Source organism: Aquimarina ulvae (assembly GCF_053613295.3).
The window spans coordinates 275,792-300,858 of sequence record NZ_JBSIBP030000002.1; the positions used below are offsets into that span (position 1 = coordinate 275,792).

A 25,067-nucleotide genomic window follows, 5' to 3' on the forward strand; every position below is an offset into this window, starting at 1 on the left:
GGTTCTATATTTTTTACTTAGCTCAATAAAATACCTTCCTTTTGCAACTCCTGTCTTATGGCGGTTTCCAGACTTAGTTGAGTGATGGTTTCTTCTTTGTTAGTCACTGCCTGTAGTGTGCATTTACGTATTACATTCATCATCAATCCACCAGAGATGCTATAGTTTTCTGCGATATGCCATAGATCTGCTGCTGCATCCAGTGGTAATTTCTCGGCAAAAGATTGTTGCCATAATTGATGGCGTTCTTCAACCCCTGGCATGGCAAATTCTATTATCGATTGAAATCTTCGCGTAAAAGCGTCATCTATATTGTCTTTTAGATTACTTGCCAAGATCACTACTCCAGGAAAATCCTCAATACGCTGTAATAAATACCCTATTTCTTGATTACCATAGCGATCGTTAGCACTGCTTACCTGAGTACGTTGCCCAAATAAGGAGTCTGCCTCATCAAAAAATAAGATCCAATCGTGCTGTTGTGCTTGATCAAATACTTTAGCCAGGTTTTTTTCGGTTTCGCCAATGTATTTAGAAACGGTCATACTCAGATCAATTTTATAGACTTGCTTGCCTGTACTTTTACCCAATAAGGCGGCAGCCATACTTTTACCGGTTCCTGGAGGGCCAAAAAACAAACTTTTATATCCTGGTTTCAGTCGTTTACCAAGTTCTAACGCTTCTAAAACAGTTTGCCCGTACTTCACCCAATCCCTGACTTCCTGCAAGCTACGGGCTGTAGATCTAGAGACGATGAGATCCTGCCACGATAGCTCGGTATGAATCTGTTGCGCAGGAAAATCAGGACTGTAAACTGCTTGATAGGGTGTGCCGGTTAATATAGTAGCCACATATTCATTAGTGATCATCCAAATATTACTCAGTAATGGGCTATTTCCTTTAATTCGAAACACATTGATCATCCCTAGTCCTATTGGTAAAAAGTCTTCGGTAATCAACCTATGGTATTGTAGACGCTTGTTAAGATCATCTCCAGCTAGTAAGAACATGGCTGTTTCTGCTGTTGGGATCAATCCTATATGCCCTTCTAACAACAATCCTCCAAATTCACTATATCGGCGATCGTAGTCTTTATTTTTGGTAAGCAATATGTCCAGAACTTCTGGCTTGATATGAGGAACCAAAGCCAGAACCAATAGCAATCGTTCTGCGAAGTTGAATTTGTGTTGTTGTATAAAACTAGCGTAGCTTCCTTCTTTATCTGATACATTCTGCGGCACTAATTCCTCAATTGATGTATACGCTGTTTCTTGCTGAAAGTGCAGTTCCAAACGGGTTTGAAGTACGAGACTGAGCCAAGAAAGTTCTGCCTCTAATACTTTGGTGTTCTGCTCCAAAACTATCGCATTCGATACTTCTGGTTTTTTTTCATTTTTTAGTACACTGACTTCCATATGCTTTTATTGGTTATCTTAACTTTCTTAAAAATTCTTTTTTCTTCATACAGCAATGAACTTAATGCTGTTTTATTCTTTTTTCAAAATCTTCTACTAGATGCTAACACCTGAAAAACAAACTCTTACAACCACTCTACCATTAGGGCACGTTCCATCCACGGAAGTTTTACGGCTTGTATACTCCACTGGAGTTTTTGTAAAGTGATATCATATGTTTCCTTCTGTACCTGTAATAACCAATGATCATCGCGAGTACGAAAGGAAGCTTGTCTACATAGATAAGATGTCCTAAATCCTGTAATGGATAAATTCTTCCAATATGGTCCTTGTTGCATCACAGCCTTTAACAAACCATCAGCGATTTGTTTTTCTTCTTCAGTTAACAAAATGGGTGGTACAGGCTCCGTTAAGGGAACACCACATAGTATTTTAGGCAATGATAATGATCCTTCAAATAGTTCAGATTCATCCGGATTGCATAGATATTGCAAGGCACAAATCGCTTTATGCTTTGCTGACTCATCTACAAAGTTTTTATCTGCTAAAAGACCAAGATTCTCGAAAAATCGTGGTAAAAACGGCCAAAACAAGACTAAACCAGCATTATCGATCGTGATGAAGTCAGTATCCTCAAACTGAGATTGTAACTTTGTAATGGGTATTGTATCGTTCTTGGGTTTTGTTTGTTGTACTATTTTATCTAAGGTATTTATATGGGTTGTTAAAGACACCCAAAGTTTTGAACTAACAGTCTGAGCACTGAAATGAGGTCCTGACGTTTTAATTTCTTCTTGTAACCCTTCTAATACAACAGCGATTTTGCGAAGCAAATTAACAGGAACACTATGGATCGCAGAAGTTTGTAATAATTTCTTACATTGTTTCGTAACCTCTTTCAGCATTTGATGATGAGGTGCTATTTGTTGATACTTTTCTAGCAAGGATTGTATCTTTTGTAGCAACTTGTATTGTGGTGTATTGGAGTTACTATTACTTTTAATTCCCAATGCCTGTAATGTTTTCTGAATATAATAGTGCTCTGATTTTGTTTCCTGAGCAGATTTGGGACTATATATGATTCGTAAAAAAGCGGTTTTCCACAGAGAAGATCTATTGTGTTTACCAATTTTATGAACTTCCTCTTCTACCTTATTTTTTAGTATGTAAAGTTCTTTTTCTGATACACCTGTGATCCATTGTGCTGTTTGTAGTACCTGTTCTTCAGAAAATACGTGTAGATACCGATCCAAATGTGTGTCGTTAAGATGTAACTGTGAGAGTAATTTCTTAAAATTCTGAGTTGGGTTTTGCATCAACAGCTCCCACTGTTCTTGTAAATATGATTTCTTTTGAGTAGCTGACCACCAAGGTAATCTTCCTGTATCCAAATAATGGGCTACTACTCTAAATGGTGTTCTTTCTTCTGTAATATCAGATGGTGTAATCGGTACTGTTTTGGTTACTGAAATCTGACTTGTACCTCGTATGGATGTCAATGCATTTGCTAATTCTTTGTCAAAAACCTTCGGTATGGACGCTAGCGCTACTTGTCCTAAATCAATTGTCAATCTATCAATCTGGTAATGGGTATCATCAGCGCCAAAATGGACATCAAACATACGGCCCAACATTGGAAGCAGCTGGCTGGTATGTAACTGGCTAATCTTTTGTTGTGTAGATAAAGTAGTCGTCTGATCTGAAACTTCTATTTCGATAATTTGCTTATTGATGATATGTGAGAGATGACTCATAAACTTATAAATTAACGTTTTTGCATACCTGTCGTAAAATTCTGATAAGCTTTGGTAAATGCCTCTATTTCCTGGTTAGTTCCCCAATGTATATGGGTAGTAATATGTACCGGTGTCTCTTCTCGAACAGTATTTTCAACATGGTTTTGAAATACCGGATCCTGATATCTTCCTTTTTCTTCGGGAAAAACAAAACTTAGTTGTAGGGAGTATATATCTTCGGTTTCATCTATTTGCATAAAACGTCCGGACGAATAGTTTTGATCAAAAGGCACTGCAATTTCAAAACCTTTATCGGTGATATTCGTTACTATATGAGTTCCATCATATTCCTGAGCTCCTACAATCGTGATGGTTTCCCCTATTTGAAAAATATGTGATACATTGCAGAAAGTATGTTCTGAATTAGGTGACGCTTCAAATACAGTAATTGGTTTTGAAAAAAGATGATGTCTTAGATCCGGCTGAGTTCGCTGCCAATTGGCGGTATCATTAGTTCCTGTTTCTTGAAAAGGAGTATTAATCTCAAAACTTGTTTCACTTATACTTTGCACAGTAAAAACACCTGTATAGGTTTCATTTTGTGCTATTCGTATTTGTTCTCCCACTACCAAATTATGTTCAGAAATAACACATTTGGTATTCGTTTCCAGATCAGCAGCTTCAAAACTGCTAATCTTCCTAATCTGAAAATAGGTTGTTAAACTATGCTTCTCTTTAGCCTTTGGACGTAAGAGCAGATGCTCTACCATAAAAAACCGTTCTGTCTCTGCAATACCAAGTTTTAGAGCAATGCGTTTTTTTAGTCCTGCATAATTTTCATCTTTCGTATGTGATTTACTGTAATCAAATCCTTTTCCTCGTTCGGCACTCACCACAGGATATGCTTGTAAAAATTTTGCTTTATCCTCGATAAGCTTTTGTTGATCATTTTTAGTTTCACTTCGTTCTTTTTGTTCTCCTAGCGTATAAGTCTTAAAAGTTTCACCAAAACGAGCCAACAGATGATTTAAAAATTTATTTTTACGTTGCGCACCTTCTTCCGTATCTGTTGCTGTGGTATCCAAATAGGTTTTATAACTTTCTTTACTCACTAAAACATCTTCCAAATTCGGGACCACACCTAGCAAAGATTGTGTGGCATAGGTAGTATGGACACTACTACCAAATCCAATCAGCTTATGAAATTCTGCCAGCTGTGCAAAATTATTGGCTAATAACTGATCAAAAAGCGTGAGATATGCAGTAAGTTGTTTGGCCTGTGATTTTCTGAGATCAGGAGCTGAATCCGGTAAACCTGAATCACCGATCCCATAGTTGACAGGAAATTGGTTTTGTAAACTATAATAAGAAGCAAGTGCTCTGTCTTTACCCACCGATAATAGAATGTCTTTTTCTACGGGTTGCAACTTCTTTTTGGTTCTGGAGGCGACTAGTTTTTGATGATACAATGCTACTACTTTTGTAATATCAATTGTAGCTTTAAGTCCTCGTATCACAAATTGAAGACTTTGTAAAGTGTCCTGAAGGTTAAGGGTAGGAGTTTTCGTTGGATCCAGATAAAACACCCAATTTTTTCCGTCCTTTGTTCCCGATTGAATCAATAACTCCTGAACCGTAACCACTCCTGGTACATCCATCATTTCCTTAATTAAATCTGACGCATGAATTTCTAGTTTTCTGCCGTGTTTTTCTAGCTCATCATCATTGACAAAACCATGTTCCAGAAGAGGGCCGTCAAAAATTTCATCCATACGTTTTCCTTGATCCAATAGTTCTTGCATTGTATAAAAGGTAATTGTCGGCGATAAGTTTGTTTGTATTTTATATAAAATATCTGCTGCTACCTTGTGGATATCATCGGTCTGATCTGAAATTTCGATGGTACCTGTTAATTGAATTTTTTGTTTGTCGAATACACTAATGTCTTCAAAATCTTCACATAGATTTCTACTAGCTAATAAGCGTTCCTTAATCCTTTGGCTTAAATCGCTCGTTACGGTTACTAAATCATCTTTTTCGACAATGACACTGTACAGTCCTTTAGGAACTATAGTTGCTTCGTTTTCGGGAGTGATTTTTTCTATCCAGGCATTTTTGACTCCTTTAATATCAATCATCACTTTTCGAAGATCTGACCAGGTAACAGCACTATTACTAAGTATTGTTGCAGGACTATATAACTCTTGATGTGCAGTATGATTATTTCCTAATATATCCTGGATATCATAGTCTAAACGATATGCCAAATCGGTAATCGTATAGCATAGTTGTTCCAGAATCGTGATTCCTGGATCGTGTGTATTATGATCCGTCCAGCTATCTCCTGCTAACTGCTGGATCGTTTTGATCCCTTCTCCTCTCAAAAAATCATAGCTCAACGCAGAGTTTTGTGGTATTTCCTTAGGTATAGTGATTGGTTTTGACATAATTCTTCTATATTTTTACTTAGATACGCTTTACAATTTCATGATATAAGCCAACACGAAATATGGGGGTCTATTTTCGTGAGCTTTATTTCCTCCGGTAGCATTGGTTTCGAAAGCATGTGTATGTTCACCTGCAAATTGTGTGTCTCTGGTGAAGGCCTTGTAATAATCATTTGAACTTCCGGTTCCACCTCCGTCACCCCTTTTTGCAGCACCTGTGAACCTGTGACGATGATTACCTGCACTATTTGTTTTTCCTGAGTGTTTATGAGCAGGTAATTGTTCTGCGGTTAATATTACCTGCTCTTCACCTCCAGTATTACCAATTTTATTGTAATCGTTGCTGTTTTTGTTTAATCCTACAATAAATCTTCCTTTGAGATCTGGTGTTCCATTCGCCCCATCACACAATGCCCAACCAACAGGAATTTCATTTCCAGACCACATGGATATAAGCCCTTTTGGCAACCGCGTATCTACATATGTTTTTACTGCTCGTTGTGATGCAATGGTACGATCACTAGCTTCAGTATCGTCTTGTAAATTAGGATTAGCTGATAAATTGTTCATAGACACATTTCCGGTAATATTTATCTCATCGGCAACAATTTCTACAGTTCTGTTAGTACCTCCTTGATTTGATGATTTTCCATAAATTTTAAGGGTATCCTCTTCAGAAGCGATCTTGGCGGATTTTACATTGGCTGTATCTCTTTTATCTTCAAAAGAAATATCATTACCCTGTATATGTACAGACTCATCTGCTTTTCCATTGCGTACAGATACTAAACCATTTCCTTCTTTTTGGCTCACTTCAAAAATTTTAGCACGCTGCTGAGTGGCATCAATTACAGATAATAAAGAAGTGTCGTTATCGCCCTGGATAGTAAGTTTAGATTCGGGTTCCAGAGTCCCTAAACCCAAGTGCCCTTTATTAGATTGTATAAAGAGTCTGCTTTTTCCCGCTGCATCCTTGATATTTAATCCTGGGATTGCCGTATCAGGTGCTTCAGGATTTATCCTTGGATGCATATTTACTGACCAATGAGGGGCATCTTCTTTAAAATCCGTGTATAAGTGTAATAACTCCTGTGTTCCGGCTGTGTCCCCTTCGGCCATAATCGCCAAGGGATTACCGGGTACTTTGGCAATACCATCTTCCATCTGATTGATATTCGCATCGATCAATTCCGAAAATTGCTTTTCCGTTGGTTTGTCTCCTTCGTTAAAAAATTCTTTTAGTTCGGTTCTATTTCTTTTATTAATGTCCATACTATTTTATTTTAAACTTCCGTATCCTAGTTATTTATTTTGTTATTAAAAATCTTTTTCTACTTCAAAGTCTGTTTCTACAATCATATGATTGATTCCTTTTTGTGCATCTTCATCATACGTATTTTCATCTGCGATATCTATAAAGTGATTGGCGGCAGATACAATAACCATATTGGGTTCATTGGGGATGACTGCATTTTTTTGGTGGGGTAAAGACGTGACATCGGTAAAGTCTTTACCACTAGTACTCTGAAAAAGTTTGAGATTTGCTACAAAATCAACATAGGATCTTTCGGCTATGAAATTGACCAATACTCCAGCATCCAGGGTTCCTCCCAAATGGATATCTTGTGGGTCATCAAATGCCCAGGGCGATAAAAATCTTTTGATCTCTTCAATTAACTTAGCCTTATAAAAAACCGTATCCGAACCAGAGTTAAACTTTACTGTACAACGAGTAACTACTTGTAAATAAACAGGGTTACTCACAGACACCTCTACCACATCCGGAGCACGTTTATTCAGAAACTGTTGGATCCGAGCTAAGGTATTAGCAGCTACTTTAGGACCAAAAGGGCGAAATGGCAGACTTTTTCTAATATCAGGAACTACAGTAATGGTAACTTTTCCCAATTCTTTGATAGCTGGTAAACATTTTACCTTATATACTTCAGGGAAAGCATCCAATACCAAATGTTCATAATCCCACATAGTCAAAGCTCTATTTTTATGTCGCAACCGTTGGCTGATACGCTGGTTGAAATGAGGACCTTCTTCTGCCGGTTTCCCTTGAGAAGAGGTAAAGGGTTGGGATACTGATTTTATTTGCGGGATAAATTCCTGCGGTTCTGTGACACTTTCTTCTTTTAATGGAGTCGTAAAATGTGTTATAGCAACTTGATCACTAGTAAGTACTGCTTGTACTGCCTGCGTTTTTATCGCTATAGTATCCGCAATACCCTGAATATCTTTCGGTACACTAATTTTAAACCAATGCAATTGATCAGAAAGCATCGTACCTCCTTTGGTGGCATCTTCTGGCATACGGATACGAACAATTCCACTATTCTGTAACCCATTGGTAGTATCCGAAATAATCGTAGAAGGATCCATTGTAATCCATTCATTATTTTTAAGATAACTCCATACAACAGTGGGTTTTGTAACATCTGCATCTGCAGTCCCTTCTGCTAATTGAAAGAGGATGTTCATCACTTGTGGAGGAGCGCACTGCGAAATCCCTATAAAAAGCGAACCATTGTCTTGATATTTTGGTAACAGGGTTACACCTGTATCAACTTGTTGTGCTCGATATCCAAAAGGATGTATATGAAATACCTGTTGATCATCAGCGGTGGTGCCGTCTTCTAATACGATGTCAGTTTCTGCTGTATAACTAAGTTTTAGGCTTTTTAGCTTTGGTTGATAGGGTGCTGTCACCTTTAGTTTTTTAATACCTTCTGTGGTGGTTAAGGCCTGCTTCACAAATAAATCGTTGTAAAGTGTATGTTGAAAATTAATTCCACTTAACTCTATTTTAAAATAGCGTTGCCAATCGGTAACCTCACGTTGATCGGTATCTAGTATTTCAATAGGTTTATATTGATAGCCTGGTCGCGTTTTTTGTAAAAAAGCTGGTATATTATCAATATTTATGAGCTCTCCTTCTGGAAACAATGGTAGCTGTTCTTTTACAGGAAGTTCATTAAAGTTGTGATATATGAATACATCTGTGGTAAAATCAAGATTACTTTTTACCTTTTTATGTTCATTTTTAGGTGTGAGGGTATCCTGCTCAACTTTCCAATAGTTATCATAATGTGCTACGAAGTCATCAGGCTTATTGATCCATTCTGGATGTACCTGTAGGTTGGTGATTGCTTTTTGAGCAATTTCTTCATTTGTAAAGTACAGCCCATCTCTTACTTCAGGTTCAAATCCAAAAGGCTCAAAAGGCTTTTTTGGATTTAATGTAGACTGATCATTTTGTAGTATAATATTTTGTAATCCAGTAACCGAAACTGTTAGTCCTATCTTTTGGATTGCCAAATCCATTAGACAATCATATACAGACGTATCAGTTTGTTTATGTAATTGATGTACAACTTCTGGATTGACCATCATCACTATAGATGGTGTTTTAGTATTAATAAAATCTGTAGTGTCTTTTGCTTCTATCCCTGTGACTGCATGATCTTCGGGAGTGAGTTGTATTTTTGTCTTGATCGCATTTACAAATACTTGTGATGCCTCATATAAGGTTATTGATTTTGGTGTGTCTGCTAATGTACCTATCTTGCGTAATGGCATCGATTTATCTACAATATCCGATAGTATTCGATAGATAATGCCATCGGTGTCAACAACCATTTTATCTTTTTGAATATCTTCAAAAAGGTCATCAGCATTGCTTGTAATGGTTAACGTATTACCTTCAATAGTTACTTCGGATAAAGGTTGTCCCAATGGTGATTTTAGAAAATCTCCTAACTCTATAGTCACTTGCCTAGGAGTAAACCATTGATCCTTATTACTTAAATATATGCTTATGACACCTTTATCAAATAGCTTTTTAAGTTTGGCAAAACGCTCCTCATCAACTGCTAACTGTTGAAAAAGAGTAATGGTTCTGTGGCCCTCTTTTAGTAAAAGTACGGGAGTGGTAACCGCAAAACCAAGGTTAGCGGATTTTAAGGTATTTATTACTTCCTGTGGCGCATTACCAAATGTTTTGAATCGTTTACTTTCTTCTTTATCATTATACTGACTAAAAGCAAGAGCTTCTGCAGCTTCTGCAGCATAAATATTGATTATTTTTTCTTGAGAAGGTGGATGGATTACAATTTGACGTACTTGTCTTTCAGCATTCTCCAAAAGACGATATACTTCTTCCCAGGCTTCATTTGTTATATCTTGTTTACTCTTATCTACAATAAATGCAAAATCCGATATTTTTAGTTTTAGGGTTTCTTCAATAAATTCTGAAGCTCCTTGCTCTATAGCAGGATCACCGTTTTTAAAATCTTCAAAAATGCGCTCAAAAGAAGCTTCCTGTCCGCGATAACTAGGCAAACGATCACCAGAATTAGGATCTCCGTATACTTCTTTGAGTACTATAGCAAAACCTTCTTCTTGATGTATTTTAATAAGTTGATTTCTCCTTATGGATCGACTTTTACGACGATATGCTTCTTCTAAAATAGTATATACTGGTTGCCAATTTACAAGGGCTCCGTTTTGATCTTGCGCTTGTTTCTGAAAAATAAGTTCAAACTCTTCAATACTCAAAAATAATTGCTCAGTCACATAGCGCTGTGCTGATTCATTCTGATCCAACTCCTGAAATAATTGTGAAATTTCCTCAAATCCATCTGGGAGATCAGGTAAAGTATCCCCAGGATTGGGAGTTCCCAATGCCATGTGCATCATTACGGAAACCCCCTTGTCTGGGGTATCTAAATTATGTAGATGAGTCTGCTTGATTGTAAATGTTTGCTTGTCAACAAACACATTCTTTATTTGTGTAATCTTTGCCTGATTGATAAAAGTATCTTCAGTAGTAGTGTATTGTAATTCATTTCCTTCTTCATCTTCTCCAGCCAGAAAAACGGTTCCTTTTTTTAATTCCAATTGTGCGTCTTCCTCTGCTAGTTCAATTAAAATATTGACCATATCCGGCACTGCTTGTTTTGGAGATAACCCCAACCGTTTTTGATAATAAAAGTCTAAATGTTTTTGGGTTAAGCCATTGATTTGTTCCTTGATATGCTGCAACAACTTTAAAAAAGTCAAAAAAAGCACGGTATGCGGACTTGTTACTTTTTGTTGAGTTTTCTGATCTTTTAGAAAACGATCTGGGTTCTCCACATAGGCAGCTAATTGACTCGCCCAACTTTTTCGTAAGGAAGCCTTGTTGATTTCTGGCTCTTTAAAATAAATAGTCGGATCTTCGATCAAAAAGGACTCCCAGGTTTCTGTAGCCTGATTATTTTTATCCACAAAAACCAACGCTTGAGCCAGACGTTGGGCTTCCTGAATCAACTGCTCCATATTTCGGTTTTCTACCTGAACATAGGAAGCATCCAATCTTTCTGTTGTATCATTTTGCTTGCTGGCACCATCTCTAAAAAGGAGTTGGTGGGTGTTTATCGTATTTCTCATGTCTCTTTACAACTTGTTATACTATGTTGCTTTTACGTTATCCTTACTTGGTAATAATTTTCCTGTTCCCATATAAAAAGGAGTGGGATCTGATACTGGAGCACTTGCAGGAGGAATGAATTTAGCCGGAGATTGGACCTCGAATTTTGCTATAAAAACACTTCCCTTTAGCATTATTGATTTATTCCCGCTCTTTGTTTTCTTTGTCAACTGATCTGCTCCTAAAGCGGCTATTTTTAAAGTACCGGTTCCTGGTACCGGAAAAGCAGCACTCATATAGGTACATCCAGACACTACCACCTTACCTTCATCTCCCGCTACTGCTATTTTTTTGCCTTGCACGGTAGATCTTCCTGAAGCCTTTATTTTTCCGGGTTTCACCACTACTGATGCTACACCATATATAGGGTCGAATATTACTTTATCGCCGTCTAATATGATTGTGTCGGAAGCCATATAATTTATTTTTAATGATTAATTAAATGCTTCATTGATATAAAATGGAAATACCATATTAAACCTGTTATTAGTCATACGTACGGTATAGGTCACTTTAATATGAATTACTCCATTTTGCGGATCTGTATTGTCTAACGTTACCTCATCTACACTAACTCTGGGTTCTTGTTTAAGAATAGCATCAGAAATTGTATTCTTAATATTGGTAAGAAGCCCTTGATTTATGCTCTCAAAAACATACTCTTTAAGCGAACAGCCATAATCAGATTCCATGACCCGCTCATTTAACGAAGTAGTTAATAGTATATACAAGCTTTGTTCTATATCCTTCTCACCATTAACCACGACAACTTGATTCCCACCTTTATAAAATTGCGGTGGAAACGACCAACCGCTACCCAAAAATTTATTGTCATCTATCATGATATCTTATCTCTTTAGTGTATTTAAATTATATCTACTGTCTTTCCCTTAATTTCTACCGATCCATTAGCTTCAATTTTTAAATTGCCTTTGGATTGGATCTGACAATCTTTTGCACTTAGTATGTTTATTCCTTGCTTACTCAATTCGATCTGATTGCCGTGACTATCTGACAACGCTATAGATTCTTTTTTTTCATCGATTGTGATTCGATTTCTATCAGAAGTAGCAATGGTGATACATTGTTCTTTTTCGTCTAAAAACACCTGATATTTTGATTGGGTAAAAATTCCTTTTGATTGAGGGTTGGTAGCGATAGGAATTGGTGGTTTGTTAACAGGACTATATACAGAACCCATAATAATTGCGTGTCTAGGGTCATCATTTAAAAAACCAACAATTACCTCATCACCAGATTGTGGGATAAAAAAAGTACCTCTGTTTTCTCCGGCATCCAATGTTGTTAACCGTGCCCAAATGGTTTGTTCTTCTCCAAAAGCGGGGATACTAACCTTAATACGATGTAAATTATCTGGATCCTTTTCTAGTGGTTGTACAACTCCTATTTGCAGTCCATTAACTCCTGGTATCAATCCGGCGGCCGGCGTATCCATTACTTTGGGAGATGATGTAAACCAAGCTGGATCCATTCCTATTTGAATATGAGTATCCCAGCCCCCAACGGTAACTTCTTCACGAACTGCCGACACAATATTTTTCCCAGAAAAATTTTTGCTAAAATCCTTAATATCAATAGTGTCACCTACTTTTATTTCACCTTTTCCAGGTATTTTGATCCATCCTTTAATTAAGGATAGTCTGGATTTTAATACTTGGGCACTAGACCATAATTTAAGTTCTGCAGATGTAGTAGGCACTACATTCATTAAAGTGACTTTTTCCTTTCCTACAGCACTCGCGATCTTGTTAATATCATGACCTTTTTGGGATACTTTAAAGCCTGCTCCTTGTGCGGGTTCTGTTACCTTTTTATTATTAACATCCCAAGCTATCGTCCGTACGGTATCATACTGTTGATCGGCACAAATCTGTAGCTCAAAATCATATGTTTCGTTCAATCCAAGCTCTAGCATATGTGTCGGTGCTTTTATCCTTGGCTTAAAAACAGAAACTTTTCCATCATATACACTCACGAGCTGCGCATTGGCTTCTGCACGTGATACCATAAAATCCCAGTCAGTAACATAATACTGTATCATTTGTGGATGTGTAACCAATGTGGGTTCAATAGTGCCTTCTTTCAGGTCATTTTGTTTTAACAAGCTTTTAAAAATCTGCTTATCTTCACTTTTAGTGAAGATTTTATTTTTTCGATGACTGTGCATCTTTATAGTTACATCACTAAGTTCAATGGTAAGTGTCGGGTTCGTTCCATTAAGTTCAATAGTTTTATTCACTACGATTCCGTTAAAGACTTTAGCTTCCTCTTTTGGTTTTTCTTCATACTTCAATGCAATATTTATGTTCTTACCAAGATCAAAGAATGCATCATCTAAAACCCTAAATTCTTTCTTCGAGACATCGCCATCGATAAATTTCAGCTCTGCTGTTGGGATCTTATTGAATTCATGAGTGATATCAATAGAGAGAAGCTCGTATTCGCCACTCATTTCAGATCCATTACTTTTTATAATCGCTGTTACTACTGACATATGACTACTTTTCTATAGGTGGAAAATAAATTCGCTGCCCAGGTTTAAGATTTCTAAAATCATTTAGATTATTGGCTTTGGCTACCCATGGATAATACTTGGCAGATCCATAAATTGTTTTACACATTAATGGTAATTGATCGTGTGTTCCTACGATTCTGTAATGTGTGAGATCAGGTGAATTTTTGTTTTCTTTTTTAAGCCTTTTAGAAGTTTCCAAATCTCCAAAAAATGTTGTATCCAACTCTGCACGCAAAGGAATACCGCTTCCTGAAAACTGGGTGTAATTAATATTTACAGACTCTAATCTACCGCTAAAATATAAATCTCCCCAATGTAAAACCAGATGAGGCGGTTGATGAATATCCCCATTCATTTCTGTTGTAAGTTCTAAAAACTTCTGTACTTTTTTTGATACATCATTACGATCAAAAACATTGCGTATCCCGAAATGTGTATCCACTTTATTCCCATCTAAAATAAGTTTAAAACTTAGTTTCTCTGGTTTTGAAAACCCATATTTAGCTTGGCTTCCGGTAGTATTAATCCCTTGTTTTCTGCTATACATGTTTTGATACGAAAGCGAATAGGATTCTGGATTAAACATGGCTTCAAAAGAACCTAAACTCTCTGTCTTATTTCTAGTAACACCTTTATAGCTTTCAATTGTAAGCTTTTCCAGCGTTGTGAATGAATCAAAAGCCATAATTATCTACGATTTTTCTTTTTTAATATTTTTAATACTTGCGTCACACACTCTTGCACCATATGATCTTTATTAGCATGATCCATTGATGATGTATTCTGATGTTCGTCCAATACTGCTCTTATGACGAGTTCTTTAATCTCTACTGGCATACCTATAATCTTATGGTTTGAAATCTGGTATACGCTAATTCCATGCGATCTATGAGCACCGTATTGGATTCTCCATCTAAGTCGGATACGGACCATTTTACTGGATAAGCCTTAAAAAAATGCCATGCTCCTATTGGCGCTGAAGTGCCGTTAAAGTCGTTAAACAACGTGACAATTACATTAGAAGGCGCAAACTTGAAACCAGTAAAAGCAATATTAAATTCCTGAGTTAATGGAGATGGTACAAAGCTTGTACTATAACCTCGTTCCAGTACTAAATTGTTGTAGTTTACTTTACCAGGTAGCCGATGCGCAAACAGGTTCTGTCCTCCTTCATTCACCGTATCTGTTTGTATTTCTGCGCTAAGTCCACTAACTTTTTGAAATCTAAAATCTATTGGGTTTGGAATTACTCCTCCTGCAAAGAAAAAAACACCAAATCGATGAGACAACGCTGGATTGGGATCCACAATACTCTTAAAATTTTCTAATGCTTCCATAATGTTCTATTAATCGTGATGTGTCAATTTTATATCATGTGCTATTAAATCCAGGCTTTCGATGGCAATATCATTGGTACTCGCACTAAAGGAAGGTGCATGTAGCTTTATAGGTAATGCTCTGTATACTTCCCAACTTACAATGGGTTTACCGCTCTCATCACAAAGCGCTATACTTATATTCTTCTTATCTTCTCTGCGCAACCAGTCATATAAAAACCTTCTGCTCTTGGCAACACCTCGTTTTAAACTTACATTGATGGGTTTACGTTGGGCACGGATCAGGTGATCCCCCATAATCCAACTGAAACCGTGCCTGTATAATACGTGATCATAGTCCATTTCTAAACCTGAAATTTCAGAAAAAGACATCCCTTCTTCGATACCATCAATACGTACTTGATAGTTGTAAACGGGTAAAGGATACTGTTGAATAATTGTATTCTTGTCTATTGCCATGAATGTTAATTTTACGCTGAATTGTTTGCCTGATCAAAAAGCCTTGGATTATCTAATAGATGTTACTTTTATGCTTCTTGCATAGTTACTCGAAACGCCATGAGCTCCATAGATTCTAATGCTACTTCGCTTGTACTGGCATCAAAAGAAGGAGCTGTTAATTTAGTAGGGAATGCATCAATAATTTTCCAACTAACAATAGTACTTCCTGTTTCGTCCAATAGATGTACTATGATATCTTTTTTGTCAATTCGATTCAATTCAATATCATTGATCCACTCGTAAAAAACAGGAATACTCTTCCCTTTTACGAACCCTTTCTCAAGGGTAATGTTAACCGGTTGAATCTGACCTGGCATGTACATAATATTAGGTCCTACTTTACTACCAGCGGCAAAGCTTTCTTTATAGGTAATTGTTTCAAAGGATAGGTCAAGACCTGTTACTTTAGAAAAGCTAAAGGATGCTCCATCAATATCTACCCTATAATTATAGGTTACCAAAGGGTAATCTGTTTTTATTTGTTCTTTAGTTAAAGCCATTTTCTTTACTATTAAATTATGATTGAATACTTTGTGGTTACTGGCATGAATATTTGATGATACGTGTGCCAACCACTTTTAAAAAAATTATAGTGGATTATACTTCCTGTAGTTTGTGCGAGAATTTCAAGATGATAAATTCTGCAGGTCTAGCCGCAGCAATTCCTATTTCTACTATCATACGACCTTCAAGAATATCTTGTTGTGTCATTGTTTTTCCTAATCCAACATTCACAAAATATGCCTGCTCTTCTGTTGATCCTACTAATCCCCCTTGCTGCCAGATTCCATATAAGAAACTTTCGATCATGGCCTTTACTTTTAACCAAGTGGTGGAATCATTCGATTCGAATACTGCAAAATGTGAAGCTTTTTTAGTAGATTCTTCGATCATGTTAAACAATCTACGAACAGAAACATATCGCCATTCATTATCATTTCCTGCTAATGTTCTGGCACCCCATACCATCGTTCCTTTTCCTACGAAACTTCGGATCGCATTTACTGATTTACCAGCTATAGCATCTACATTAAGACGTTCCTGATCTGCAGAACTGATTTTTACTACAGGGCCAATAACAGAATTTATACTCACATTGGCTGGTGCTTTCCACACACCTCTTTCTCGGTCTGTTGTCGCATATACTCCAGCAATCGAAGCACTTGGTGGTAATATAATCGTTTCTTTGGCCAACTCACTTTTTACTTTGCTATATAAAGCAGTACCTTCTTTGCTTTCTAGAGTAACTGCTCCTTCACTAGCACTTTGTTTGGTCAGTTCTTGACCACCGGTTCCAGGGGTGTTACTAACCAAACCATTTTCTTCTTCCACTTGAATATCAAAATCTCCTTTATCATCAAATGCCGCCCAAGCCGCTACTAAATCCCCGGCAGTAATTCCATCTTCAGGAACATTAGAGATCGTTAGTAATTTAGTAGGAGAAATTGAAAATGTTACGTCATCCCCACTACCTCCGTTGATTCTAAATCTTGGCGTTTCAGAAATACTACCTGTGTAGACAATTTTAATACTATCGTCAATCTCTTCAAAAAAAGCAATATCCGAAGAAGAAGCTATGTTAATGATATTTACATCGCTATCATCATAAATATAGTTAAGCGACGTATGTATATATGGTGTATATGCCGCTCCATATTTCAGGTTGTTGGTTCCTATTGCATTTCTAAACTCACTTGCATCTTCATCATCTCTTTTGACATCAAAAATGCAAAACCTATCCTTGAGATCTGCACATTGCGCCAATGCTTGTTGACAAATTGCGTGGTAATCATTTGCTGATAATTTTGTGGCCTCACTTAACACAATAAGTGTAGGTTCATCTTCTTTACTTAGAATCTCCAACCCTTTTTCAAAAGGTTGTTTCGTATAACTTTCTTCAAAAGAACCTACAGATATGATATAACAATCACCTCCACCGTTTTTAAAATAAAGATCTAAGGCATAATACAATGTACTTTTTGGCGGTGTAGCTGTAAGTTTCTGTAATTGCTCATCATCATCAATAAGAACTTCAAATGTTGCTTTTTGCGCTCCTCCAAATATTTCTTTGAACTCTAAAATGGTGGAAATCCGTACCGCCCTATCAGATACACTTTTTTTATCTTTCTCCGCTTTTTCTGTGAAGCCAATGAAAGCAGGAACTGACGTAGATACACCGGCAACGGATTGTGGTAAAACAGACACCTCCTCTGTGTACACATCGGGTGTTAAAAAACTAGACATATTATTTGATTTTTAAATGTTTATACTTGGCATGTCCAAAAACTGAAAACAAGTCTTTGTATATACCCTTTTTACTTACTTAATTTTAATTATTTGAATACCTCTTTGCTCTTCTTTGGGGTTTGGTAAATGGCTCATAAGCACATCACCATTTTTGATAAGTTTGATATTTTTTATAGGTTTATTGCTGTAAGGAACCAAATCTCTAGACTCAAAAACCCTTATTTGAGTACTGGGGAAATTTAATCGTATGGAAGTTACGATCTGATCTGAGGAATTTTCATCAATATCGACTTCATTAAAACTGATTTGCTCGTCTCTGGACTCTAACGTTATTATTGAACCGTTAGTGTTAGAAACAAAATAGTATTTCCACTGCACTGATTTTGCCTTAAACACTACGCTGTATTTAGTAGATGGATCGGTACTATTTGTATTAATTTTATTCCCAACAAGTACTACGTTAGCTAATGCTGGAAACCCACAAAATATGCCCTTTTGGGAAACTTGAGTAGTGATCAATTCTGAACTGCCAATTCGTTGTTCCTGATTAGAGAAAGAAAGCATTTTTCCGCTTTCTATTTCAGACAAGTCAGTAACCTCCTGAATACGAGTAGATATTGGGTATATATAAAACATAAACACATCATCTCCTCCTAAATTAACAGTGTGATTATTCTCTTCAAGAACAGGTGCAAAAACTTTCACCCCGCTAGCTATTTTTTTTAGTATGTAACCCAGATTATTTAGACGTTTTTTCGTTTCATATTCTGCAACAAGTACTAGATCTTCAGGTATATCCGAAAAATAAGGGTGTTTAATTTCTATACGAAAGAGTTCGTGATATTTCATCTTTCCTTTTTATTTAATTCAATATTTGACTTAATTATTAGTACATTTTCTTTAACTGTTCGCTGTAACACACACGAAGATTCTAACTACTATTTTTCTTGTGCTTTGAGAGCTATATCCGATATCTGATCTCCAACAAATTCTATACTTTGTTCATCGATAAATGATAGTAGGCGAACTCTATACAACACTGATGGTAAATAGGATGTGTTTAAAGAATGCCATACCTGATTCTGTTCTTCTAAGGGGATTGAAATTAGTTCTACAACCAATTTCTCTATACTTTCATCAGAAAGTTGGGGTGAGTTAAGTGGGTCAAAAACCCTATGTCCCTGAAAAAACTTAATTACATGGGACAGAAATTTAAGCGCCTGATCATATTTACTGAACTTAGATACAAAAAGAATCAAAAGCTCAATTCGAATTTCTGGATTCATTTGTGTTCTGATTCCGTTTCTTACAATACCCGAATATTGATCTGGATTTCTAAATTTTCGATCCTCTGAAATATTGATAAGAAAAGGGGTGATTTTGTCATTCGTAAAAGAAATCGGGTCATTTCCGTTTGAATTTATAAACTCTATAATATCAGACTCTGAAGTACCTACAACATTCTTAAAATATTCATTGAGTTTATCTTTCAAAACGCTTAATACAACATCAACCATAATACGCTCAGGATTTATTAATTTTTTGTTGTATCAAAGGTAATTTGCAATAGGGCCTATTTTGTAGAACAAGTCCGTCAAATCTGTGGAGATTTCCGACATTTTGTTGGGGAAAAATACGTCGACTATAATATTTCCGACATAAGTGGATTTCTACCTTTTGTTTTAGTACTACATATTGAGAAGGGTAGAAATAACTTTGAAAACAATAAAAAAGGAAAGCTTTATTAGACCAATCTACTTTATTTGTTTATTAGCTTTATTAGCTTATTTAAAGACTACACGGTAGATTCTATTCTTTCAATCTGCACTAAAAAAAAACCTTCTGATTTAAAAAGGGTTTTATTCGAGTGCATAAAACTATTATTTATAGTAATAAATTAATATGCTCCTTTTGTAAAAAGAGGTTGTTGAATTTCTTTGCAAGATCTATGAGTTATACATACTACTTTTTAGTCAATGTATTACAAGTAATGTGTGGGAACTTAACTATAGTTCCGTTTATTGGTATGTTCATAAGAATCGTTTGATTATATGACAGCTGTGTAAATTCTCCTCCTTGTGCAAATGCCTGTAACCAATAGTTCGCACTATAATCTACCACATTTGCCTTTTGTTTTTCGAACGGAATGTTAGTAACTGAACCCTTAGCCGATGGATTTTCTGTATCAACAGCCCACCGTATATATTGAGCACCTGGATTTACTGCTACACCATCTTGTAATGGTTGATTAGGATTATTATTTAAAGAAGGAAAAGGGTTTCCAACGCTTTTTGTAGTATACTGGGTTTTATCAATTCCAGAAGGAATGATAGTTTCTGCATACGCACTTATCGAAGCTGGACCACTCTGAAGGTACTTATTAGGATACCCTGCAATACCACCTTGTGCTAAAATTGAATTCCCGTGAGGTACAGAAATTTGTTTTGCAACATTGGTTGTAACTGATTGATCAGGTATGGGACCCTGATAAGGCACAACTGGAGTACTCGCGTAAGGTTCTTCAGACTGTGGGCCCGTCACCAAAAAAAGCCAGGAACCATTTTCTGCATGAACCAGTTTGTCCTTTGCAGGGCCATCGGCAAAATAAATACGTTGTTCATAAAAAAGTACATTTGCATTTTGAATGTAATCTCCTCCTCTATTTGGAGCCGTACCATTTATAGGAGAAAACGTGATTTCTTCATAGTATTTAAAATTCTTAAGTATATATCCTGATGATTCTGATACTGTTGGCAAAGGCATAATATTATACGAATATGGGGATGCAGTGCCTCCACTACTTGTTGAACCCAAATTTTGGTTTGTCCATGTACCAATGAGATGCTTCAGGGGACCCAAATTTTCAATATTTGGTGCTGGATTGGCTTGTACGGGTTCATTAATTAATGATTCAGGAAAAACAGGTGGTATTATTCCTGAATTTTTTCCTATATACGTAGTATCTTTTTCTGACATAATAATACGATTTAATTTTATTATTTTTAATTTCTTCCTTGTTTTAGAATTATCCCCAATGCCCTTTGGACACCCGTAAAGATGTCTTTTCTATCATCTCTTTTTGTGCTGTTTCAACAAGACTTTTACAAGGTGTATTATCCATTGGATTAATTGCTCCGTCAGATAGTTTATCCAACGCCAGATTGCTAGATCTCAATGAACCATTAACCCAACCCTGCATATCAGAGATAGCTTCGTTACACAAATAAAATCCAGGTAACGGATTCGCTAAATACTCTATAGTTTCTTTGTCATTTACATTGAGCTGCCACTGATGGTATGCATGTTCGAAATCATCTTCTCCATTCCACAAACGATAACTTGTAAAAATTGGCTCAGGAATATTAGTAACTCCCAGTAACAGACCTATCTGCTTTCTTGCTTCAGCAACTACCGCTTTCGAGGCTGCATAAACAGTTTGCGATTCCATCTCATTATATTTTTCCTGTAATGGCGATGTAAATTTCGATCCAACATTTTGTAATCCTTTCCAGAAATTAGTATGATTAAAATCACAATACAACGTCAAAGCAGCTGGTTCTTCCCCCGTAATTATAGAAACCGTTCCTTTTTTATGATCAATTTCTAAATCTTCTACAGAATAGAAAGGATATATGGAATTGATAGGTAAATCTGTAAAATTAGGTCCGAATTCTATTTTTGATCTTCCTGTAGATTCTGTGTACCACCAAGCCTCTTTGAAATAAAAGTTTATTTTCATTAAATCCATTCCTAAAACTCCATTAATACATTCCCACAATTTCATCCCGTTATGCTTCTTATTTGTTATATAAAGTGCGGGGGATTTCGTGTAAAGTGATTTGAATCCAGTTGCTGCTATCGCAGAAATAATTTGTTTTGCTTTTATCTTTTTATGTTTGCCACATGGAATATTAGGCCTGGAATTCTGCCCTTCAGGAGCTTTGGTGAGATGTATTGTAAAATCGCTCTCTTCTCCGTGTATACTCTCGATATTGGTGCTCAAATAAATGTTTACTTTTCCTTCGAGTTCTTTTTTAATAGCATCAGGCAACGTGCTAAAACCATACTTAAAGGTATAATATGTTGGATCTTTTGGAAAATCAGCAAGGATCTGCCAGGCATCTCCTGCATTGGGTAATGACTTAAAAGGACCAACAAATCCAATCGTATTGGTCAGCATTTCTATACATTCTTCAGAATAGCCCATATCCCGCAATAAGCCCCATAATTGCCACTCATTCATAGGAATCCCTTTCCATTTAAAATGTAATCTGAATTTTTGCCAATATGCTGGTGTTTGATCCTCATCCAAAATAATATCATTGGCTTCCAGGATTCTATTGTAGGCATTTGTTACAATCTGTACCGGACTCAATCCGATCTCTTCTGGATACAAATCATACAACTGACTCCATATCATGTTTCCACTTGCATTAGCCTCTGCTAATGAAAAACTATGGCCTCTGATACAAAATCTATTGGTATCATTTGTGCTTGACATAGGAAAAGGAACAATCTCATCGCATATACCTAATGCACTGTTAAGCGTCATTAATTCTTCCATCATATAGTTGAAGCGCATTCCGCCTTGCTCTTCTTTTACCAAATCAATTTTAACCTGATCGTAAAAGTTCCGGATTCCATTTTCATCAGAAACTTTATGATCCCCTCGAATCGGAATCAAATCTGATTGTAGTCGCCCTCCTGTTCGGTTAAGCCGCTCATATATAGCGATTTTTTTTGCCGTATAGTCAGGATGGTTGATCAACCTATATGCACAATAGAGACCAGATATTCCGGCTCCAATGATTGCAATATCGACATCTTCATCGTCTGAAACTTCATTAAATGTTAAAATAGCCATGTTGTTTAGTATTTAAAAGTTGTGAATTTAAAATATGTGAATTCTCAAAGTTCTATTATAATTTAAAACAAAAACAGCGTATAAACCCCTGTTTTTTAGACCATAAATTAGCACTTAACTTTTTTTTTAAAAAACGTGAATCATACTATAAAGATTAAAGTTCATATAAAAACAGGGGTTTATACGTGTACTAAAAATTCCCTTCTATCCGTAGTTTTGATAGGCACAGCTTCTATAAAATCATAACACATTATTATGTCCGGTAAAAAGCAAAAAAAATCTCAATACGAACAGGTAAAAGAGATCCTTAATACATTACAAGGAAAAACCGTTCCCAGTTATCAGGGACTACACGCTTTTTGGTTAGATCCTGAAACTTTTATGACCGCTTCTTTATATGGACAACGACTGATTGCTCCAAAAGACAATTTAGACACTAAGGAAAAACCTGAAGGTTGTTGTGGATCTATGAATTCCTCATCAGCATCGGTTGTTGTCAGAAAAACCACTGAAAGTAGTGAAAGATGTTGTGGATCAGAAGAGAACTCTTCTAATGTTATTTCATCAGAATCAGCCGTTTCTGCCGTACAACAACCACCTATTAAAACATCCATCGGTGATTGCTGGCCTTCGGGAGGTTCTGGTGGTGGAAGTAGTCCTGGTTCAAATCGAAGTGATCAATCTGCAATTATCATTGGGCTCAAAGGAGCGTATCCGTTTGATGGTAGTATCTTTCCTAAGCTATTATGGGATGCCGCCACTGCTGCTTCAGCAGATCAGATACAAATCATTGCTAGTTGGATTGATGCTGATTGCCCGTTGACTTTAGAAGAAGAGCAAAAAAACATATCCAAGTTAACACAGGTTTCTATCAGAAACAGGCATCTTGCCTTGGCCAACGGAGAGTTACTACATCCAGTTTCTACCAATACAACCAATCAGGATCATCGGGATAATAAAGGACTTACTATTAGAAAAGAAGTAAGCTCTCTTACATCTGAAGAATTAAACACATTTAGAGAAGCATTGAACTGTATGTTTCAGTATACAGACTATTGGCAGGATGAAAGAAGTTTTGACTATTGGGCAAGAATTCACACAGACTCTTGTCAACACGGATGGGAACAATTTACTACGTGGCATAGGCTATACCTATATTTTTTCGAACAAAAATTAAAGGACTATAATCAAGATATAGCTTTGCCATATTGGTCGTGGAGTGATTACGCCAATCAAAACAAAAACACTTTCAACAATAAAGACTATGACTTAGGTGTGCTGCCAGAAGCTTATGGATGTTATCTAACCCAAAAAGGGTTGGACAAACTTAAAGACAAAAAGACATCTGAAGGAAAATCGATCCTCAACAAGAAAGAAATTTCTGCATTAGAAAAAATTGTCAAAAAAGGTACGATATATAATTCTGGGCTGCGTTTCCTAAAAGCTGCTGGAATTTCGTATGAAATTATTAATGTCAATAATGTAGCTCTATGGTCTGATAAAATAAGAGCTATCTATGATGTTCTAAAAGAAACAAATCCGTTATGGTTTCCGAATCGATGGCCGGGATCGATGGGTCCCTTATCCCAATATCCAACCAAAGATGACATAGATGTTCTACTTTCTATGGATAATTTTGGAGATTTTGGAGGAGGCCCCTCTTATGATCATCATTATGGAGCTTTAGAGAAAGTACATAACGGGATGCACAATTTCTCTGGCGGAACCAACCCTAATTACCCAGATAATAGCAATGAATGGAAAAAGATATACCAAAAGCTAAAGCTTACTCCAAATCCCCAAAGTCAGGAAAACCCCATTTATGGATGGATGACTGATAATAGAATAACGGCTTTTGATCCATTGTTTTGGGCGCATCATTCTAATGTAGATAGATTATGGGCAAGGTGGCAGGAAGTACACTCTGGAACTCCCCAAGAGATGAATGCAGTTTTGGCTCCTTGGTCTATGAGCGTTCAGGATGCCATGAGCGTTCAGAAACTGGGATATACCTATATGAGAGATTCCGTGTTTTATGATGTCTCCAGCAAAGTAGGACTATTGAAATTTAACAGTGCACCTGCTACAGTTTCTACAAATACTTTGGATACACACCGTAAAGCTGAAATAAAAATCCATAGAGTACAACGAGGAAACCTACAAAATGCGCATATCAGGATATTCTTAAATTCTCCCGATGCCACAATCGATACTCCTACAAAAGGTAATGAGCATTTTGTTGAAGAAATTTCAACATTCCATGGAAGTTGTTATGGAGGACCAGGACATTGTAATTTACCTCTAGACAAAACAAGACAGTTCGACTTTAGACCATTACATCACCATGAGCCCAGAAATTATAAAATTAATGCTACTGACACAATACAAAACCTACTGAATAATGGAGCAAAAGATATCACAATACAGTTAGTGATTTTGGGTATTGATGGAAAACAAATTGACAACGCTGTCTACATCGATGGTGTATCCTTAAACTTCATGGACTAA

Annotated in this window: 19 protein-coding genes; 1 reads left to right on the forward strand and 18 read right to left on the reverse strand. The window is 36.5% G+C overall.

Annotated elements, in window-relative coordinates; all coding sequences use genetic code 11:
• Positions 1-17 precede the first annotated feature (17 nt).
• The 18 genes from ACWGOQ_RS04810 to ACWGOQ_RS04895 all read right to left on the reverse strand — a co-directional run bounded on the left by ACWGOQ_RS04810 (position 18) and on the right by ACWGOQ_RS04895 (position 22,559).
• A complete protein-coding gene (locus tag ACWGOQ_RS04810; protein ID WP_452056264.1) occupies positions 18-1,415 on the reverse strand; it encodes an ATP-binding protein in 1,398 nt (465 codons plus the stop codon).
• Between the two features lie 125 nt (positions 1,416-1,540).
• Positions 1,541-3,169, reverse strand: a complete 1,629-nt coding sequence (locus ACWGOQ_RS04815; protein WP_452056263.1) for a contractile injection system tape measure protein — start codon at positions 3,167-3,169, stop codon at positions 1,541-1,543.
• 11 nt (positions 3,170-3,180) lie between these two features.
• Positions 3,181-5,598: a contractile injection system baseplate wedge protein gene (locus ACWGOQ_RS04820; RefSeq protein ID WP_452056262.1), complete on the reverse strand. Its 2,418-nt coding sequence runs from the start codon at positions 5,596-5,598 to the stop codon at positions 3,181-3,183.
• Positions 5,599-5,628: 30 nt separating this feature from the next.
• Positions 5,629-6,870, reverse strand: coding sequence for a phage baseplate protein (locus ACWGOQ_RS04825; protein WP_452056261.1), 1,242 nt, complete (start codon positions 6,868-6,870; stop codon positions 5,629-5,631).
• Positions 6,871-6,915: 45 nt separating this feature from the next.
• The gene (locus ACWGOQ_RS04830; RefSeq protein ID WP_452056260.1) at positions 6,916-11,034 is read right to left on the reverse strand and encodes a baseplate J/gp47 family protein; all 4,119 of its coding nucleotides are present in this window, start codon (positions 11,032-11,034) and stop codon (positions 6,916-6,918) included.
• A 21-nt stretch (positions 11,035-11,055) separates the two neighbouring features.
• Complete coding sequence (locus tag ACWGOQ_RS04835; protein ID WP_452056259.1) at positions 11,056-11,490, reverse strand: contractile injection system spike tip protein; 435 nt, start codon at positions 11,488-11,490, stop codon at positions 11,056-11,058.
• 18 nt (positions 11,491-11,508) lie between these two features.
• Positions 11,509-11,916, reverse strand: coding sequence for a gp25 family contractile injection system sheath assembly initiator (locus ACWGOQ_RS04840; RefSeq protein ID WP_452056258.1), 408 nt, complete (start codon positions 11,914-11,916; stop codon positions 11,509-11,511).
• Between the two features lie 23 nt (positions 11,917-11,939).
• Positions 11,940-13,589 (reverse strand): type VI secretion system tip protein VgrG, encoded by a 1,650-nt coding sequence (gene vgrG / locus ACWGOQ_RS04845; RefSeq protein ID WP_452056257.1) that lies wholly within the window; start codon positions 13,587-13,589, stop codon positions 11,940-11,942.
• 4 nt (positions 13,590-13,593) lie between these two features.
• Positions 13,594-14,295 carry a CIS tube protein gene (locus tag ACWGOQ_RS04850; RefSeq protein WP_452056256.1) on the reverse strand — a complete coding sequence of 234 codons (702 nt, stop codon included), beginning with the start codon at positions 14,293-14,295 and terminating at the stop codon, positions 13,594-13,596.
• Positions 14,296-14,297: 2 nt separating this feature from the next.
• Positions 14,298-14,447 (reverse strand): DUF5908 family protein, encoded by a 150-nt coding sequence (locus ACWGOQ_RS04855; RefSeq protein ID WP_452056255.1) that lies wholly within the window; start codon positions 14,445-14,447, stop codon positions 14,298-14,300.
• 2 nt (positions 14,448-14,449) lie between these two features.
• Positions 14,450-14,947 carry a phage tail protein gene (locus tag ACWGOQ_RS04860; protein ID WP_452056254.1) on the reverse strand — a complete coding sequence of 166 codons (498 nt, stop codon included), beginning with the start codon at positions 14,945-14,947 and terminating at the stop codon, positions 14,450-14,452.
• A 9-nt stretch (positions 14,948-14,956) separates the two neighbouring features.
• The gene (locus ACWGOQ_RS04865) at positions 14,957-15,406 is read right to left on the reverse strand and encodes a phage tail protein (RefSeq protein WP_452056253.1); all 450 of its coding nucleotides are present in this window, start codon (positions 15,404-15,406) and stop codon (positions 14,957-14,959) included.
• Between the two features lie 68 nt (positions 15,407-15,474).
• Complete coding sequence (locus tag ACWGOQ_RS04870; RefSeq protein ID WP_452056252.1) at positions 15,475-15,948, reverse strand: phage tail protein; 474 nt, start codon at positions 15,946-15,948, stop codon at positions 15,475-15,477.
• 97 nt (positions 15,949-16,045) lie between these two features.
• Entirely contained in the window at positions 16,046-17,692 is a 1,647-nt protein-coding gene (locus ACWGOQ_RS04875; protein WP_452056251.1) for a contractile injection system sheath protein, read from the reverse strand.
• Between the two features lie 75 nt (positions 17,693-17,767).
• Complete coding sequence (locus tag ACWGOQ_RS04880; RefSeq protein ID WP_452056250.1) at positions 17,768-18,544, reverse strand: hypothetical protein; 777 nt, start codon at positions 18,542-18,544, stop codon at positions 17,768-17,770.
• Between the two features lie 89 nt (positions 18,545-18,633).
• Positions 18,634-19,212: a contractile injection system cap protein gene (locus ACWGOQ_RS04885; RefSeq protein ID WP_518515939.1), complete on the reverse strand. Its 579-nt coding sequence runs from the start codon at positions 19,210-19,212 to the stop codon at positions 18,634-18,636.
• Positions 19,213-19,657: 445 nt separating this feature from the next.
• Positions 19,658-20,671, reverse strand: coding sequence for a heme-binding protein (locus tag ACWGOQ_RS04890; RefSeq protein WP_452056248.1), 1,014 nt, complete (start codon positions 20,669-20,671; stop codon positions 19,658-19,660).
• A 49-nt stretch (positions 20,672-20,720) separates the two neighbouring features.
• On the reverse strand, positions 20,721-22,559 hold the full coding sequence (locus ACWGOQ_RS04895) for an FAD-dependent oxidoreductase (RefSeq protein ID WP_452056247.1): 1,839 nt from the start codon (positions 22,557-22,559) through the stop codon (positions 20,721-20,723).
• A 255-nt stretch (positions 22,560-22,814) separates the two neighbouring features.
• On the opposite strand from ACWGOQ_RS04895, the gene ACWGOQ_RS04900 reads away from it, so the two are divergent.
• On the forward strand, positions 22,815-25,067 hold the full coding sequence (locus tag ACWGOQ_RS04900) for a tyrosinase family protein (protein WP_452056246.1): 2,253 nt from the start codon (positions 22,815-22,817) through the stop codon (positions 25,065-25,067).

Excerpts from the sequence above, each read along its gene's own strand:
- ACWGOQ_RS04810 (WP_452056264.1), bottom strand. The coding sequence starts at position 1,415 with ATGGAAGTCAGTGTACTAAAAAATGAAAAAAAACCAGAAGTATCGAAT.
- ACWGOQ_RS04815 (WP_452056263.1), bottom strand. The coding sequence starts at position 3,169 with ATGAGTCATCTCTCACATATCATCAATAAGCAAATTATCGAAATAGAA.
- ACWGOQ_RS04820 (WP_452056262.1), bottom strand. The coding sequence starts at position 5,598 with ATGTCAAAACCAATCACTATACCTAAGGAAATACCACAAAACTCTGCG.
- ACWGOQ_RS04825 (WP_452056261.1), bottom strand. The coding sequence starts at position 6,870 with ATGGACATTAATAAAAGAAATAGAACCGAACTAAAAGAATTTTTTAAC.
- ACWGOQ_RS04830 (WP_452056260.1), bottom strand. The coding sequence starts at position 11,034 with ATGAGAAATACGATAAACACCCACCAACTCCTTTTTAGAGATGGTGCC.
- ACWGOQ_RS04835 (WP_452056259.1), bottom strand. The coding sequence starts at position 11,490 with ATGGCTTCCGACACAATCATATTAGACGGCGATAAAGTAATATTCGAC.
- ACWGOQ_RS04840 (WP_452056258.1), bottom strand. The coding sequence starts at position 11,916 with ATGATAGATGACAATAAATTTTTGGGTAGCGGTTGGTCGTTTCCACCG.
- vgrG (WP_452056257.1), bottom strand. The coding sequence starts at position 13,589 with ATGTCAGTAGTAACAGCGATTATAAAAAGTAATGGATCTGAAATGAGT.
- ACWGOQ_RS04850 (WP_452056256.1), bottom strand. The coding sequence starts at position 14,295 with ATGGCTTTTGATTCATTCACAACGCTGGAAAAGCTTACAATTGAAAGC.
- ACWGOQ_RS04855 (WP_452056255.1), bottom strand. The coding sequence starts at position 14,447 with ATGCCAGTAGAGATTAAAGAACTCGTCATAAGAGCAGTATTGGACGAA.
- ACWGOQ_RS04860 (WP_452056254.1), bottom strand. The coding sequence starts at position 14,947 with ATGGAAGCATTAGAAAATTTTAAGAGTATTGTGGATCCCAATCCAGCG.
- ACWGOQ_RS04865 (WP_452056253.1), bottom strand. The coding sequence starts at position 15,406 with ATGGCAATAGACAAGAATACAATTATTCAACAGTATCCTTTACCCGTT.
- ACWGOQ_RS04870 (WP_452056252.1), bottom strand. The coding sequence starts at position 15,948 with ATGGCTTTAACTAAAGAACAAATAAAAACAGATTACCCTTTGGTAACC.
- ACWGOQ_RS04875 (WP_452056251.1), bottom strand. The coding sequence starts at position 17,692 with ATGTCTAGTTTTTTAACACCCGATGTGTACACAGAGGAGGTGTCTGTT.
- ACWGOQ_RS04880 (WP_452056250.1), bottom strand. The coding sequence starts at position 18,544 with ATGAAATATCACGAACTCTTTCGTATAGAAATTAAACACCCTTATTTT.
- ACWGOQ_RS04885 (WP_518515939.1), bottom strand. The coding sequence starts at position 19,212 with ATGGTTGATGTTGTATTAAGCGTTTTGAAAGATAAACTCAATGAATAT.
- ACWGOQ_RS04890 (WP_452056248.1), bottom strand. The coding sequence starts at position 20,671 with ATGTCAGAAAAAGATACTACGTATATAGGAAAAAATTCAGGAATAATA.
- ACWGOQ_RS04895 (WP_452056247.1), bottom strand. The coding sequence starts at position 22,559 with ATGGCTATTTTAACATTTAATGAAGTTTCAGACGATGAAGATGTCGAT.
- ACWGOQ_RS04900 (WP_452056246.1), top strand. The coding sequence starts at position 22,815 with ATGTCCGGTAAAAAGCAAAAAAAATCTCAATACGAACAGGTAAAAGAG.